The sequence below is a fragment of the Nitratireductor lacus genome (assembly GCF_056431025.1).
The window spans coordinates 266,211-281,427 of the sequence record NZ_JBWKMB010000001.1 but is presented as its reverse complement, the minus strand read 5'-3'; the positions used below and the strand labels follow the sequence as shown (position 1 = coordinate 281,427).

11 protein-coding genes are annotated in these 15,217 nt (G+C 59.4%); 7 read left to right on the top strand and 4 right to left on the bottom strand.

Annotated features, from left to right (window positions below; translation table 11 throughout):
* Window positions 1–15: 15 nt before the first annotated feature.
* Together AC07E3_RS01410 and AC07E3_RS01405 are read left to right on the top strand one after the other, a co-directional pair.
* A complete protein-coding gene (locus tag AC07E3_RS01410; protein ID WP_478360079.1) occupies window positions 16–4,917 on the top strand; it encodes a DUF7507 domain-containing protein in 4,902 nt (1,633 codons plus the stop codon).
* A gap of 929 nt (window positions 4,918–5,846) precedes the next feature.
* Window positions 5,847–8,456 (top strand): DUF7507 domain-containing protein, encoded by a 2,610-nt coding sequence (locus AC07E3_RS01405; RefSeq protein WP_478360077.1) that lies wholly within the window; start codon window positions 5,847–5,849, stop codon window positions 8,454–8,456.
* A gap of 58 nt (window positions 8,457–8,514) precedes the next feature.
* Here AC07E3_RS01405 and AC07E3_RS01400 read toward each other — a convergent pair whose 3' ends face one another.
* On the bottom strand, window positions 8,515–9,216 hold the full coding sequence (locus AC07E3_RS01400) for a retropepsin-like aspartic protease family protein (RefSeq protein ID WP_336068516.1): 702 nt from the start codon (window positions 9,214–9,216) through the stop codon (window positions 8,515–8,517).
* A 2-nt stretch (window positions 9,217–9,218) separates the two neighbouring features.
* A complete protein-coding gene (locus AC07E3_RS01395; RefSeq protein ID WP_478360076.1) occupies window positions 9,219–9,452 on the bottom strand; it encodes a DUF1289 domain-containing protein in 234 nt (77 codons plus the stop codon).
* Window positions 9,453–9,502: 50 nt separating this feature from the next.
* Here AC07E3_RS01395 and AC07E3_RS01390 point away from each other — a divergent pair, with 50 nt between their 5' ends.
* Entirely contained in the window at window positions 9,503–10,558 is a 1,056-nt protein-coding gene (locus AC07E3_RS01390; protein ID WP_478360075.1) for a nicotinate-nucleotide--dimethylbenzimidazole phosphoribosyltransferase, read from the top strand.
* Between the two features lie 23 nt (window positions 10,559–10,581).
* Here the strand turns inward: AC07E3_RS01390 and AC07E3_RS01385 are convergent, their stop codons facing one another.
* The gene (locus AC07E3_RS01385) at window positions 10,582–12,111 is read right to left on the bottom strand and encodes a sensor histidine kinase (RefSeq protein WP_478360074.1); all 1,530 of its coding nucleotides are present in this window, start codon (window positions 12,109–12,111) and stop codon (window positions 10,582–10,584) included.
* 127 nt (window positions 12,112–12,238) lie between these two features.
* On the opposite strand from AC07E3_RS01385, the gene AC07E3_RS01380 reads away from it, so the two are divergent.
* The 4 genes from AC07E3_RS01380 to AC07E3_RS01365 all read left to right on the top strand — a co-directional run bounded on the left by AC07E3_RS01380 (window position 12,239) and on the right by AC07E3_RS01365 (window position 14,631).
* The gene (locus AC07E3_RS01380; protein ID WP_478360073.1) at window positions 12,239–12,781 is read left to right on the top strand and encodes a thermonuclease family protein; all 543 of its coding nucleotides are present in this window, start codon (window positions 12,239–12,241) and stop codon (window positions 12,779–12,781) included.
* Between the two features lie 7 nt (window positions 12,782–12,788).
* Window positions 12,789–13,400, top strand: a complete 612-nt coding sequence (locus AC07E3_RS01375) for a glutathione S-transferase (protein ID WP_478360072.1) — start codon at window positions 12,789–12,791, stop codon at window positions 13,398–13,400.
* Between the two features lie 40 nt (window positions 13,401–13,440).
* Window positions 13,441–14,037 carry a uracil-DNA glycosylase family protein gene (locus AC07E3_RS01370; protein WP_478360133.1) on the top strand — a complete coding sequence of 199 codons (597 nt, stop codon included), beginning with the start codon at window positions 13,441–13,443 and terminating at the stop codon, window positions 14,035–14,037.
* Window positions 14,038–14,136: 99 nt separating this feature from the next.
* Complete coding sequence (locus AC07E3_RS01365) at window positions 14,137–14,631, top strand: Lrp/AsnC family transcriptional regulator (protein WP_025030713.1); 495 nt, start codon at window positions 14,137–14,139, stop codon at window positions 14,629–14,631.
* Here AC07E3_RS01365 and AC07E3_RS01360 read toward each other — a convergent pair.
* On the bottom strand, window positions 14,586–15,209 hold the full coding sequence (locus AC07E3_RS01360) for a DUF3299 domain-containing protein (RefSeq protein ID WP_478360071.1): 624 nt from the start codon (window positions 15,207–15,209) through the stop codon (window positions 14,586–14,588). The genes AC07E3_RS01365 and AC07E3_RS01360 overlap by 46 nt on opposite strands.
* Window positions 15,210–15,217 lie beyond the last annotated feature (8 nt).

Sequence of the window (15,217 nt, the reverse complement as noted above, 5' to 3'; positions counted from 1 at the left end):
TATGGGAAATATATAATGAGAATATTTATTCATTCATCAAAATTGCATTTTATGATCGCTCTTTCTCATTCTTGGTTAAAGGCAAGCGCATTCTTTGCGGTCTTTCTGGGAATGTTGGGCAGCGGTGCTGTTGCTCAAACTCTGCCCGATTTCGGAACGTGCGATTCACGAATGTGGCTGTCGCAGGGAAACCAGACCCGTCTCAATGCAATCAACACATCCACGAACCCATTCACTTTTGTGAATCAAGGAGGGGTGACGTTCGGATACAATGGAACTGCCTTTAATCCAATAGACAATTACGGATATGCTGTTAATAATAGTTCAACAATTCTTTACAGGATTGGATCAAATGGCGCTGCCCAAAGTCTAGGTACTATATCTGGAGTCCCATCGAATTTAAGAGTTAATACTGGTGATATATCTGATGATGGATCATATTATATTTATGGTAGGACTCACGATAGATATATATATAAAGTAGATATTCCAACAAGAACTGCAACCAGGATTACATTGAGCAGAAGCGTTTTCATTTCCGACGTCGCGTGGTCTAACGGGCTTCTTTATTCCAAGGAAGGGGACTCATCTCAACTCATTTCCATAAATCCTGTCACCGGGGCGGTCACCAATGTTGGTAATACCGGTCTCTCCCCAGGCAGCTATTTTGGGGCAATGTTCGGTGCGCCCAACGCCGTTTATGGCTCAGGGAACGCGGGAGAGGGCTTCTATGAGTTCGATCTTGACACCGGTCGGGCAACACGCATTTCAAACGCACCGGGTTCGTCAGTCAACGACGGCATGAAATGCGCCACCACCAAACTCAGCTTTCAGGCGGATATAGCCATATCAAAGACTGATGGGCAGGAAGCCTATACGCCAGGCGACGACGTGACCTATCAGATCACGGTGAGGAACAACGGGCCATTCGGTGCGACAGATGTCGGAGTAGACGATCCCTTGCCGGCGGGTATCACGTCGGCGAGCTGGACATGCGCCGGCTCCGGCGGCGGTGTCTGCGATGCCGCGAGCGGTACTGGCGCGCTTGACAATCAAACGGTCAGTCTTCCTGTAGGCGGTTCGGCTACCTACAACTTTACGATTTCTGTGCCTTCGGACTTTTCCGGCGACCTCACCAACATGGCAACGTTGAGACTTCCCGACACGATCATAGACACTACCCCGCCGGACAATAACGATTCCGATGTCGACCGAGAAGCTTCGATGTCTCTCATCAAGGATGCGGTACACGATGACGCCAATGGAAACGGGCGGGCCGACGTCGGCGAGGCTATCAACTACAATTTCACGGTTGAGAATACTGGTGATGTCCCGCTGACCGATGTGGTTGTAACGGATTCCAAGGCAACGATTTCCGGTAGCCCAATTCCAATACTGGCTCCTGGCGCGGTCGATACCACCTCAGTGACGGGCACCTACACAATTTCGGAAGCTGATTTAATCTCCGGGAGTGTCGACAATGTTGCCTTATTGACCGCGAAAGATCCGGATGGCGATGAACTCTCGAAACCGTCGCGTCCACGCGATGGCGAGGTGGGAGATTCGACGAGCATCGATACGCCGCTGGAGGGCGGGTATGATTTTGTCAAGGAAGCGGTGCATGCAGATGCGAACAGCAACGGGCGTATCGATGCGGGCGAGGTGCTTAACTACAAGTTCACGGTGGAAAACACGGGCAATGTCTCACTGACCAATGTGGTCGTGACGGATTCGCGAGCAACGGTTTCAGGCAGTCCCCTGGCCGGCCCGCTGGCGCCGGGGGCAATTGACTCCACAAGCGTTACGGGCACCTACACCGTCACGCAGGCGGATATCGATGCAGGAGACCTCGACAATGTTGCCTCATCGACGGCGAAACTCCCGAATGGCAGCGAAATCCCCAAGCAGTCTCGTCCGCCTGGCGGTAGTGAGGGCGATCCAACCAGGCCGCCTGGCGATCATGACCCGGTCTCAGACTATGATTTTGTTAAGGAAGCGGTACATGACGACGCCAACGGGAATGGGCGGGCGGACGTTGGAGAAGTGGTCAACTACACGTTTACAGTGGAGAACACCGGCAATGTAACACTGACCGATGTGGTTGTGACCGATTCAAAGGCGACGATCTCCGGTAGTCCGATCCCCTCGCTTGCGCCGGGGGCGATCGATACGAGCTCCGTAACCGGCGTCTATACGATCACCGAGGCAGATCTTGCGTCCGGCAGTGTTGATAATGTTGCGTCGGCGACCGCCAAAAATCCGAGGGGCAACGACATCCCCAAGCAATCGCGTCCACCAAATGGCACCGAAGGTGAAACGACAAGCGTTGAGACGCCTACCGAGGGAGACTATGATTTTGTGAAGGAAGTGGAGCATGTGGATGCCAACGGCAACAACCTGATTGATGCCGGTGAAGTGCTCAACTACAAGTTTACCATTGAGAACACTGGCAATGTCTCGCTTACCAATGTGGTCGTGACGGATTCGCGGGCAACAATTTCGGGCAGTCCGCTTGCAGGACCGCTGGCGCCGGGAGCGGTGGACAGCACGAGCGTTACGGGCGTCTACACCGTCATTCAAGCGGATATTGATGCGGGTAATCTCGATAATGTCGCTTCATCAAATGCGAAGCTCCCGAACGGTGCTGAAGTCCCCAAACAGTCTCGTCCGCCTGATGGCGAAGAGGGCAATCCCACACAGCCGCCTGGAGGTGTTGCTACGGTTTCTGACTATGATTTTGTCAAGGATGCGGTGCTTGACGATGCCAATGGTAACGGGTTTGCCGACGCGGGTGAGGTGATCAACTATACGTTCACGACCGTGAATACGGGCAATGTCACGTTGACGGGCATTGCGGTCACCGACGACAAGGCGGAAATCACGGGCAGCCCAATAGCCTCGCTGGCACCGGGTGAAGTGGATACCAGCGTGACTGGAACACACGTGATCACACAGGACGATATTGATGGTGGTTCCTTCGAGAATGTGGCAACTGCTGTCGGAAAAAATCCGCGGGGTGAGGAGGTGCCAAAACAAGCGCGTCCGCCGGGGGGCCAGCCAGGCGAAGCGACGGTCATGCCTTTCGCCACAAATCCCTCGGTTGAACTGGACTTGCAGGGCTTATGGAACGACACGAACGGAAACGGCTTTCCTGATCCCGGTGAACCTGTCACCTATTCTTTCGTGGTCCGCAACACTGGCAATGTGACGCTGAAGGACCTTTCGATAGTTTCCCTTGACGTGGTGACAGAGGGTGGAGGAACACCACCCATATCCGTTCCCGCCCCGAGCGGCATGCTCGCGAGTCTTGCGCCGGGTGGTGAGGATGCTTCTCTTCTCACAGTTTCCTATCCTTTGACGCAGGCAGACATTGACGCTGGTGGGATTATTGCAACAGCAAGTGTAGGCGGGCAGGCTCTCGATGGCACCCCTGTGGCGGATGCATCCGACGACCCAGCCGAGATCGCTGACATCGACCTTGAAGATGATGGTGAGCCGGATGATCCGACGCCCACCCCTCTGCCACAAATCGCAGCTCTCGGACTTGAGAAGACGGGGGTTTTTCAGGGAGATTCTGGGCGGCTCGCGGAGCCCGGCGACACCATCCTTTATACGCTGACAGCGACCAATGAGGGCAATGTGACCATGTCCAATGTGAGGCCTTCCGATCCAGGACCACGCTTTGGCGGGCAGCCTGGCAGGGGGATGCTGTCTTCTTTCTCTCCACCCAGTGCCAACCTCGGCGCGGGTGAAAATGCGGGGTTCACCGCAACATACACGATAACGCAGGCAGATATCGATGCGGCGCGGGGGCTTGAGGACGGCATCCAGAACCGGGCGACGGTTTCCGGAACCGGACGGGGAGGGCAGGAGGTGCTTTCACCCGCGGCCGATGCTGTGGTGGACTTGCCAGGCTATGCGATCAGCAAGATGACGCCCCTGACAGAAGTTCGTCGCGGTGGTCGTGTCCCATATAGGATCAGTGTGAAGATGCTCGGCTCCGTTGGGGAAAGCGCGGTGAATATCGTCGACATGACGCCCGCCGGTCTAACCTTCGTGCAGGGAAGCGCACTTCTGGACGGCAAGGCGGTGGAACCCAAAGTGGAAGGGAGGAAGCTAACATTCGAAAATGTTACGCTTCCGACCGACGAAGCGATGATTATCGAGCTTGATCTCGCAGTGACGGGAGCTGCCAAGCCCGGCGAATATGTAAACCAGGCGTGGGTGGCGACGCCCGCCGGCACCATGGTTTCTCGTGTTGCCACAGCTGTGGTGCAAGTGGTGGTTGAAGCGCTGTTCGACTGCGGCGACATTTTTGGCAAGGTGTTCGACGACAGGAACCGCAACGGGTATCAGGACAGGGGTGAACCGGGGCTGCCGGGTGTGCGGGTTGCCGCGGTGAAGGGGCTGCTGCTGACGGCGGACGATCACGGGCGCTTTCATGTGGCCTGTGCGGATCTTCCCGATCAGCGGATCGGCACGAACTACATCATGAAGCTTGATCCGCGATCGCTGCCATCGGGATACCGTCTGACGACGGAGAACCCGCGCGTGGTCCGGTTGACGGCGGGCAAGGCGTCCGAATTCCTGTTCGGCGCGTCCATTGGCCGGGTGGTGCGGCTTGATCTCACCGATGCGGCTTTTGTTGAGGGCACCCAGGAGCTGCTGCCTGAATGGGAGGAGCGGATCAAGCAGATGATTGTGCTGCTCGATCAGGAACCTTCCGTATTACGCGTGGTTTATTCAGGGTCTGAAAGGAGCAAGCGATCGGCGCAGAAGCGCCTGCGAGAAATCCGAAGGAAGATCGCCACAGAGTGGCGCAAGATTGGACGAGGGTATCGTCTCGAGATCGAGACGAGACTTGGGACCAGAGAGACGACGCGCACAACGCCGCCAAGGCTGCTCGAGAACAAGTAAGTCTTTCCAAGAGTTCGCGGCGTGCTGTGCTCCTAGCGCCGCCAACCGTAAAACTACCCCTCTGTAACTGACATGCCGCGTTTGTCTGTCCCAGTGCTCGGGCATTCCGTTGCCGCCTGGCGTGCGCTGTCTGAGTCCCTTGTTTCGCGTCTGGCCGAAGAGGCCCAATCAGAAACCAAACCGTGGACGATGGTATGACGAGGCTTGTCATGTTCGAGAATCTCCAGACGACTTTGCTTGAGCCGCAGAGAGCGGGAAGCACATTTGAATCCCACCAACGGTTTTACGGGCTTGGGCTTGCTGGATCCTGGTTTGGGGCAGCGTTGAAGTCGCCACAGTGCGGACGCCGGAGTTCCGCGCGCCAGAACATGCACAAGGCGTGCGGCAGGGTGCGCGCTGCTGTCCGCGCGTTTCTGCTTTCACTTTTTCTGGCGCTCGGGCTGCTGGCATTCGCCAATGGGGCTGGCAATGCCCAGATCATCTCACCAACATCGCCCTGTACAGTGGGGTGGGGGCAGACACCGCCCGGATGGACGAACGGAACCGGCTCACCTGATTGCTCGAACCGGACGCATTGGGCCGGGAGTGCCACCGTGCCTTGGTCTAATGGCCCCATTCCGCTGACCCCCGATGGGCATACTACGTTCACGTCGTTCTTCAGCGGTGGACCGGAGTCTGTCGAGACGACAATGACTGGCCTCGTGCCTGGGCGAGAATACAGAATTCCTATGTATGGAGCACCTTGGTCCGCTGAGGGTGGGTATGTGGCTTGTGACGGCTTGACCGCAAGCACGACAGGTACTTCCACGGACATTCTCTATCCCCCCGAGGATGGATGGCATCAGCGTGTTTTCGTTTTTACGGCAACCTCTCCGTCGCAAACGCTGACCATTGCTGCATATCCTGCGAATGTGAATCCCCACTGCGTCATGAACTTCGTACTTGGTTCTGAAGTCATTGAGATCATCAAGACGGTTTCGGCAGGCGATAAGGCTGGTGATGTTCTGACCTTCACGATGACGGTTGAGAACCAGGGCATCGGCTCACTGAGCGATGTCTCGATCAGCGAGGATGTTCTCGTGCGGGCCGACGGCACACCGTTGACCCTGGATAGCGGACCGACATTCGTTTCTGCATCGGCCGGTTCTCCCGAGGGCGCGCTGACCGAAGGGGAAACGGCGACCTACACGGCGACTTACACGCTGACACAGGACGATATCGATGCTGGCGGCTTGTCCAATGTGGCCACGGCCGAGGGAACCGACGAGAACGGGAACCTTTTCAACGACATCTCCAGTGACACAACGGATGTTGACGAGAGCCCCACCATTGTGGCGATCCCACCCAATGCCGACTATGACTTCATCAAACAAGGGGAACTGGAAGATCTCAACGGCAATGGTCAGGCGGATGCCGGGGAACTGATCAACTACACGTTCACGCTCGAGAACACAGGCAATGTGACGCTGACGGATATCGTCGTCGAGGATGACAGGACCCCGGTCTCCGGCAGCCCGATCGCCTCGCTGGCCCCGGGGGAGGGTAGATCCGACCTGACCGGCGCCTATGCGATCACGCAGGAGGATATCGACAGGGGGGTTGTCGAGAATCTGGGGACAGCGGTCGCGAAGGACCCGCAGGGCCGGAATGTGGACCGGTTGTCGAGGGCGCTCGAGGGCATCCCAGGTGATCCGACGGTGGTCTCGTTCGAGGCGAACCCGGCGGTCGAAGTGGACATGATCGATGAATGGATCGACACGAACGGAAACGGCTACCCCGATCCCGGCGAGCCGGTTGTCTATACATTTGTGGTTCGCAACACCGGCAATGTGACGCTGGACAACGTCGCGTTCTCGTCGCTGCAGGTCGGGCCGGGCACGTCTCAGCCCCTGCCATCGGTTGCCGTTCCCACTGGCAGCCTGTCGGGTTTTCTACCTGGCAGCGAGGACCGCACGACCTTCACGACTTCCTATACGCTGACGCAGGCTGATATCGATGCTGGCGGGATTGTCGCAACGGCGAGCGTGGATGCCATCGCCCCCAACAACACGCCAATCACCGACATATCGGACGATCCGGACGAAGTGGCCGATGCCGATGTCGAAAATGACGGCGAGCCTGATGACCCAACGCTGACGCTGCTGCCCTACAATGCTTCCCTTGTGCTCGAGAAGTCGGGAGCCTTCCAGGGTACGGAAGGTCAGTTTGCGGAGCCCGGGGACACGATTGTCTACACGTTCGATGTAACGAATGACGGCAATGTGACCGCCACCGATGTGGTTCCAAACGATCCTGGGCCGCATTTCAACGGGCGAGCCGGCAGTGGGATGCTGTCACCTTTTTCGCCCTCTAGCGCACAACTGGCTGCAGGAGAAAGCGTGAGGTTTACCGCGACCTATACGGTGACGCAGGGTGATGTGGATGCAGCGCAGGGTGTCGAGGATGGTGTGAAGAACACGGCGACGGCGAGCGGCAGGGATCCGCTGGGGCAGGCTGTGATGTCACCTGATGCGATGGCCGTGGTCGATCTGCCAGGCTATGCGATCAGCAAGGTGACGCCTATGGCGGAGGTGCGGCGGGGCGGCCGTGTTCCATACACGATCCGTGTGAAGTCGCTTGGTTTGGCAGGAGAAAGCACTGTCAACATTGTCGACATGACACCGCCGGGCCTGACCTTCGTGCCTGGGTCGGCGCAACTGGATGGCAGTCCTGTCACACCCAAAGCGGAGGGGCGGAAGCTGACATTCGAGAATGTTGCGCTTCCTGCGAACACGGCAGTGCTGATTGATCTCGAGCTTGCGGTGACGTCAGCGGCGAAGCCTGGTGAATATGTGAACCAGGCCTGGGTCGAGGACCTTTCCGGCGCGATGGCGTCAGGGATTGCGGAGGCCGTTGTCGAAGTGGTGGTGGAGGCGGTGTTCGACTGCGGCGACATTTTAGGCAAGGTGTTCGACGACAGGAACCGCAACGGGTATCAGGATGCAGGCGAACCGGGTCTGGCTGGTGTGCGGGTAGCGACAGTGAAGGGTCTGTTGCTGACGGCGGACGATCACGGGCGCTTCCATGTGGCCTGTGCGGATCTTCCCGACCAGCGGATCGGCACGAACTACATCATGAAGCTGGATCCGCGATCGCTGCCATCGGGATACCGTCTGACGACGGAGAACCCGCGCGTGGTCCGGTTGACGGCGGGCAAGGCGTCCGAATTCCTGTTCGGCGCGTCCATTGGCCGGGTGGTGCGGCTTGATCTTACCGATGCGGCGTTTGTGCGGGGGTCGCACAGCCTGATGTCCGACTGGCAGGGACATGTCTCACAACTCATCGCCCTGCTCGAGCACGAGCCTTCGGTTCTGCGGCTCGTCTATGCCGAAGGCGGTGAGGGCAAGCGCCTGGCGAAAAGGCGTATCAACGCGCTGCGCAAGCTCATCGCAAGCGAATGGCGGGTCGTTGGCGGGCGCTATCGGCTGGAGATTGAATCCAGGATGCTGAGTGGGACCAGTGGACGTCCGGGGCAAACCCACGAGGCGGTCTACAAGTAGCGCAGATGAACACCCGGACGCTGCTTCGGGTGTTCATCCACCGGTGCCGGTCTCACCCTTAATCTCGAAGAATGATGCGGTCGCCGCGAAGTTCGAAGCCGGCCAGCGTATTGATAAAGCTCATCCCAAGCAGGCTCTGGTCGAGGCGCCCCGGCTGCGCGACGTAGACCGGCAGGTTGCTTCGCACAATGGCTCCCACCTGGATTTCCGCCGCGCGGGCGCGGGCCACCAGCGCGGTGCCATTGGCGGTCGCAACCGGTGTCCGGAATTGCAATCCTTCAGGATCAAAACCCGCCGCGCGCGCATCCGCATCCGATAGAACGATGCTGCTAGCGCCTGTATCAATCAGCATGCGCAGGCCGGTACCGTTTACATCCGCGACGACCTCGAAATGGCCACTGGCGGAACGCTCCACCATCACCTGCGCCCGTCCGTCGCTATCCACTGCAGATATCGGGCTGCCCGGTATGAGGCCGGCTGTAACGCGGCTTGCAATATCCTGCAGTTCGTAGCGGTACTGATAAATAGCCACCAGGGCCAAAAGCAGAAAAACCCAAAAGGCGAGCGTTTTTGCCATCTCGCCGATCCGCAGGCCCGAGCCCAGTATCCCGACAATCAGAACGGCAGCCCAGAGCCCCATATAGAGGGTCGAGGCGAAGGCAGAGCTTTCAAGACCCAGTACTGTGCCGGAGTCATGATTGGCGATCAGCAGGATCAGGCCGCTCCCCAGTACGGCCATGGAAATCCAGAACAGCCGCATGGCTATTGTCCCTCCGCGCGCTGGCGGGCAAGGCGTGCGCGCCGGGTTTCGCGGCGCGGTCTGCGCTCCACGGTTTCAAGACGCGCGGGAAGTTCAGCCATGACGGTATCGCGCTCCCGTGACGACATGGCGAGCCAGCCGGCAATTTCATCGCGCGTGCGCCCGCAACCGAAACAGTAGCCCGACTTCATGTCGATCGCGCATACCAGGATGCAGGGGGATTTGATGTCGGCCATGATCTTTCCAGCATTCTTAACCCAGGCATGGGGTCCAGACATGGGGTATTGTGCCTGCCGGCGCAAGCCACAAGCGCGGCCGCTATACCATTGCGCTTGAGGCGCTTGGTGGCTATCTCGTTTCCGACACCAATCGGGAACCATTGTTCATGTCCTTCTCCGGAATGCCTTTCGACGACGTCCGCTCCCTGCTTTCCCAACTCGAAACGCCTGACGACACCCTGGCTGAAGCGATGACACAGGCATTCGCGCGGGCCGGCTACCCGGGGACCGCGCTGGGGCGCCTGCAGGAGCTCGGCATATGGCTTGCACGTACCCGCCGGGCTGTGCCGCCGCTGATTGGCAAATCCGGCGTCGCGCTCTATGCCGCAACCCACGGCTTCGCGGAGGATGCGCTTTCGGAGCAGCGCGCGCGGGTCGATGCGGTTGCTGCGGGCGCTGCTGCCGTGTCTCATTTATGCGTGGCAGGCGATCTTTCCCTGAATGTGTTCGATCTGGCGCTTGACCTGCCATCGAAAGATATCCGCGGGGATGCCTCTCTGGACGAACGCTCCTGTGCGGCCACGATTGCGTTCGGTATGGAAGCCACAGCCGAGGGTGCCGACCTTCTCTGTGTCGGAGCTTTGGGTGCACAGGCTGCGATTGCCGCAAGTGCAATTCTTCTCGCGCTTCTGAATGGGGAGTTGGAACAGGTGGGTGCTGCGGACGGGAATATTGTGTCTGAAGCCATTTCCTTCCATGCCGACCACCTGAGCGATCCGCTCGAGGTGCTGCGGCGACTGGGCGGGCGGGACATTGCAGCGCTTACGGGTGCCATTCTCGCAGCTCGTGCGCAGAATATTCCCGTTATTCTCGACGGGTTGCCGGCTTTGGCCGCAGCGGCGGTGCTCTACAGGCTGGCACCGCACGCGATTTCTCATTGCGTCCTTGCGAGTTCGAATAGCCCGCTTGAGATATGGGCAGCCGAACAGCTTGAGCTTAAGCCACTCCTTGAGCTGGAGTTTTCCGGCGAGGCGGGATGTGCTGGCGCTGTCGCGGCTGGTCTTGTCAAATCAGCAGCCGCGTTGGCCGGTGGGATCGCGGAGGTCGCCAGGCGTATGGGGTGAGCCATGGGGTCGGGGAGGGGGTGTCAAGTGCCGCCACCCGATGCGCGCTTGCGCTCGGTGGGAACGGCGGGAAGCTCTTCCATCACGCGTGAACGCGGGAAGGCAACAATCGCATCGGTCCCGGAGCGCAGCCTGGTGTTGAGTTCGAAAACGCCATTGTGCAACGCTGCCAGCCCCTGAACGATTGGCAGGCCGAGGCCGGTACCCTGTTCCGCGCTCTTGATGGCAATGGACCCCTGTCCGAATGCCGAGAGAACCACGGCAAGTTCGTCGTCCGGTATGCCCGGGCCGTTGTCCTTGATGGCGATGTATTGTCCACCTCCGGCTGTCCAGCCGACCCGAATGTGCACGGAACTCCCCGTCGGGCTGAATTTGACGGCGTTGGAAAGAAGGTTGAGCGTGATCTGGCGGAGGGCGCGTTCGTCGGCGAAAAGCCGCAGCAGGGTTGGCTCCACATCGAGCCTGAACGAGATGTCCTTGCCGCGTGCCTTCATTTCCATCAGGCGGCAGCAGTCCTCGACGATTGCCCCGAGTGACAGCGGCTCCTCATTGAGCCGATAGCGTCCCGCCTCAATGCGCGAGAGGTCGAGTATCTCGTTGATCAGGCTGAGCAGATGCTTGCCGGAACTGTGAATGTCATTCGCGTAGTCGCGATAGGTCGCATTTTCCAGCGGACCCAGAACCTGATTGGCCATGACCTCGGAGAAGCCGAGAATTGCGTTCAAGGGGGTTCTGAGCTCATGGCTCATCGATGCAAGAAACCGTGATTTCGCCAGGTTGGCTTCTTCGGCGCGCCGGCGTGCCTCATCCGACATGGATTTGGCCGTTTCCAGTTCGCCCACGAGCGCGTTCTTCTCGCTTTGGAATGAGAGAAGGGTCAACGCAGCGCGGTTTCGATGGTGCGCGACATAGGCGAGGAAGGGCAGCGATGCAGCCAGGACCAGTCCCATCATCAATGCGCCTATTGTGGGTTCATTGCTGACCCTGAAGGCGAACAGGCAGACCGGCAGTGCGAAAGCAGCGACCAGAGCGCCGCCCAGTGTCGCCGTCACGACTGCCGTTCCGGCGATGACGAGAAGCAGAAGGGCACCCTGCATGATCTGCGCTTCGGAGAACATGCCGGCGGGAAGCGGCAGAAACGCGAAACAAGCCCATCCGAGGCCGCTGGCGAAATGGGCGGCAAAAAGCCACTGCCGTGTCCGCGTGACCTCAATTTCGTTTTCCTGCATCCCCTCGAGACGGCGCGCAAGCAGAATGAGCGGCAGGTAACCGGCAAGGCAGGCAAGTGCCCACAGGCACGTGACCTGCGGATCAAGCCCGAGGTAAAGCCCCCCGAGGCTGATTGCCAGGATCAGCAGGACTGGCTTGATGGCGTTGGAGAGAATGGCGCGCGCGTGCAATTTCAGCATGTCGCGGTTGAAATCTGGCGGGCCGAGGCTTTGAGACAGCCGGTCGCGCGTGCGGCGCACGGCAAGACCCACATTGCTGTTGCGATGCGGCTTGGTGCGGTCCACAATGAACTTGTCGGCCGATTTTGACGCTTCCGGCACCATAACCCGTTTGAATTCCCGCTATTCACCGCTCAAACTATTCGTGAATGATTAAGAGACCCTTCAAAAGATGAGAGGCCGCCGAAACGCGCGGAAACGCGGCCGCCGGTCCATGCGTCTGACGGATCTGATGTTGACCCTGCTGCTGCTGGGCGGGATAGCGCTCCTGGTGGACCGGCTTCAGCGCTTTGGCAGCCAGACGCTGAGCGGTCAGGTCATCGTTCATGATGGCGATACGCTGACGGTTTCCGGTGAACGTATTCGCCTTGAAGGCATCGACGCACCCGAGTTTCAGCAAAGCTGCACCCGCGACGGTCAGAACTATGCCTGCGGGCGAGAGGCGCTGCGGGCGTTGCGCCGGCTGGTGGCAGGCGCAGAGGTAGTGTGTGAAGGCTATGAGCGCGACCGCTATGATCGTCTTCTGGCGCGCTGTAAGGTGAACGGGAACGATATCGGCGAAGCGCTCGTTGCGGCTGGCTGGGCGCTCGCCTATGGCGCTTACGATGGGGTCGAGGCAGAAGCGCGCCGGGCACGGCGCGGCATATGGGCCGGCGGTTTCGAGGCCCCGCATGACTGGCGTGTGGAACATCAGGGCGAGCCGCGTCGGGCGGATGGCGATCTGCTTAAGCGCCTTTGGGACAGGTTTGTGGAGTGGTTTTCAGGCGAAGGGTGATTGGATCATGAAGCTTTATGACGGCGGCAGGGCGCCCAATCCGCGGCGTGTACGGATTTTCCTGGCGGAGAAGGGCGTCGAGATACCCATCGAACCGGTGGACATGGGCGCGCTGGAGCACAAGTCTGAAACGCTGACTCGCCTTAACCCGCTGCAGCGCTTGCCCGTTCTGGAACTGGACGACGGCACAGTGCTGACGGAAACCGTTGCCATCTGCCGCTATTTCGAGGCGCTTCACCCCGAGCCCGCGCTTTTCGGCACGGGAGCGCTTGGAGCTGCCACCGTGGAGATGTGGCAGCGCCGCGTCGAGATGCACCTGTTCTATCCCATTGCACAGGCCTTCCGGCATCTGCATCCGGCCATGAAGGAATGGGAGGTGCCGCAGGTCGCGGCTTGGGGCGAAGCCAACAAGCCCAAAGCCCTTGAGTTTCTCTCCTATCTCGATGAGGCACTGGCCGACCGTCCATTCATCGCGGGCGAGCACTATTCGATTGCCGATATCACCGGGCTTGTGAGCATCGATTTCATGAAGCTCGCGCGTTTGACTGTCCCGGAAGGGCTCGATCACCTGATGCGCTGGTATCACACGGTTGCCGGGCGACCGAGCGCCAGGGCCTGAGCGTGCGGACGTGCAGAATGATCGGCTTGAAACACTGCTGATGCGCATTCGTGCCTGCCGGATCTGCGTCGAGGAGCCGGCTGGTACACCGCTCCCACATGAGCCGCGACCGGTTGTTGTTGGCTCGCGCAGCGCACGGATTCTCATTGCCGGGCAGGCGCCAGGAACACGGGTTCACGCTTCCGGCCTGCCGTTTGACGACCGTTCGGGAGACCGGTTGCGGGACTGGCTCGAAGTCGATCGCCCGACATTTTACGACCCATCCTGCTTCGCGATTGCACCTATGGGGTTCTGCTTTCCCGGGCTCGACGCCAAAGGCGGCGATCTGCCGCCGCGCAGGGAGTGCGCGCCGGCCTGGCGTGCGCAGTTGATGGAAGCAATGCCGCAGATCGAACTTGTTCTCGTGATTGGCCAGTATGCCCAGGCCTGGCACCTGGGCGGCGAGCGTTCCAGGACCCTCACCGAGACGGTGCGCGACTGGCGCCGGTTGCTGGCGCTCGACCTGCGACCACGCGTTCTGCCACTGCCGCATCCTTCATGGCGCAATACGGGGTGGCTGAAAAAGAATCTGTGGTTTGAACGCGATCTGTTGCCTGTTCTTCGTGAGGAAATTCATCGGCTTCTTTCAGACAAATGAGGAATATCTGATCGCGGTTCTCATTTATGGGGCAAAAAATTTCTTGTTGGTTTGGAATTCTCTTGCCATTTTAGGAAATCATTTTCTCCGGAGTTCATCATGGATCGCCTTGATCGCAAGATCCTGCGCCTGTTGCAGGAAAATTCGACCCTTGCCGTAGCCGATGTTGCAAAAAAGGTCGGTCTGTCCACGACACCCTGCTGGAGGCGTATCCAGAAGCTGGAGGAAGAAGGTGTCATTCGCCGGCGCGTGGCGGTGCTCGATCCGGAAAAGGTCAATGCCCGGGTCAATGTGTTCGTGTCGATCCGCACGAACATGCACAGCCATGAGTGGCTGAAGCGCTTCTCCGAGGTGATCCAGCAGTTTCCCGAGGTGGTCGAGTTTTATCGGATGAGCGGCGATGTGGACTATCTGCTGCGGGTCGTGGTGCCGGATATCGCTGCCTATGACGCCTTCTACAAGAGGCTGATTGCCAAGATCGAAATCCGCGATGTCTCATCCACCTTCGCGATGGAGCAGATCAAATACACGACCGAGCTGCCGCTCGACTATCTCGTTCTGGACAAGGATTCCGGCGGGACCAATGGCGGTTGACTGGACGATTTCGTGCCGTTGACAACGCGATGCCAGGGATTGTCCGGGGAGGCCGTCCGCCCCCCAGGCAAGGTTCTGGCAGGCAGGGTTCTATTCGGGCTCACCCGGGCACCCCTTACCGTATAGCCGGACGTTATCACTGCTGCGCCATCCAGAATGAAAAGCTGGGTTTTCTCCAGACCGGGCTGCAGTGCGCCGGTTATCGTCACCGGCTCGTAGTTGGAGCTCAGGCGGTAAGGGGTTGCTGGCACGACCCGGATGACCTGGCTGGGTGGCGGCTGCTGCATGTGGCTGCAGGCGCCGCGGCGCGCAACCAGCATGAACGAGTAGACCAGTCCGCCCTCGCGGTCGGCGGGGAGGAGGTAGCCGGAAAGGCTGATCGTCTGGCCGCTCAGTTTGCTGGCTGACAGGCGTTGCGGACTGGCGGGGTCCGGGGACGCAAGGGCAGCCCATTCGACAGGGCGAACCGATCCCGGTTGCGGCGCGGTTTCGGAACCGGCGGCGGGTGAGGCGATGAAGGCCGGTGCAGAGAGCGCGCCGAGGCTTGCTGCGAGAAATGCCGCACACCGGCCAGTCATTGCCTGCT

Excerpts from the sequence above, each read along its gene's own strand:
- AC07E3_RS01410 (WP_478360079.1), top strand. The coding sequence starts at position 16 with ATGAGAATATTTATTCATTCATCAAAATTGCATTTTATGATCGCTCTT.
- AC07E3_RS01365 (WP_025030713.1), top strand. The coding sequence starts at position 14,137 with ATGGATCGCCTTGATCGCAAGATCCTGCGCCTGTTGCAGGAAAATTCG.
- AC07E3_RS01375 (WP_478360072.1), top strand. The coding sequence starts at position 12,789 with ATGAAGCTTTATGACGGCGGCAGGGCGCCCAATCCGCGGCGTGTACGG.
- AC07E3_RS01370 (WP_478360133.1), top strand. The coding sequence starts at position 13,441 with ATGCGCATTCGTGCCTGCCGGATCTGCGTCGAGGAGCCGGCTGGTACA.
- AC07E3_RS01380 (WP_478360073.1), top strand. The coding sequence starts at position 12,239 with ATGTTGACCCTGCTGCTGCTGGGCGGGATAGCGCTCCTGGTGGACCGG.
- AC07E3_RS01395 (WP_478360076.1), bottom strand. The coding sequence starts at position 9,452 with ATGGCCGACATCAAATCCCCCTGCATCCTGGTATGCGCGATCGACATG.
- AC07E3_RS01405 (WP_478360077.1), top strand. The coding sequence starts at position 5,847 with ATGAACTTCGTACTTGGTTCTGAAGTCATTGAGATCATCAAGACGGTT.
- AC07E3_RS01385 (WP_478360074.1), bottom strand. The coding sequence starts at position 12,111 with ATGGTGCCGGAAGCGTCAAAATCGGCCGACAAGTTCATTGTGGACCGC.
- AC07E3_RS01360 (WP_478360071.1), bottom strand. The coding sequence starts at position 15,209 with ATGACTGGCCGGTGTGCGGCATTTCTCGCAGCAAGCCTCGGCGCGCTC.
- AC07E3_RS01400 (WP_336068516.1), bottom strand. The coding sequence starts at position 9,216 with ATGCGGCTGTTCTGGATTTCCATGGCCGTACTGGGGAGCGGCCTGATC.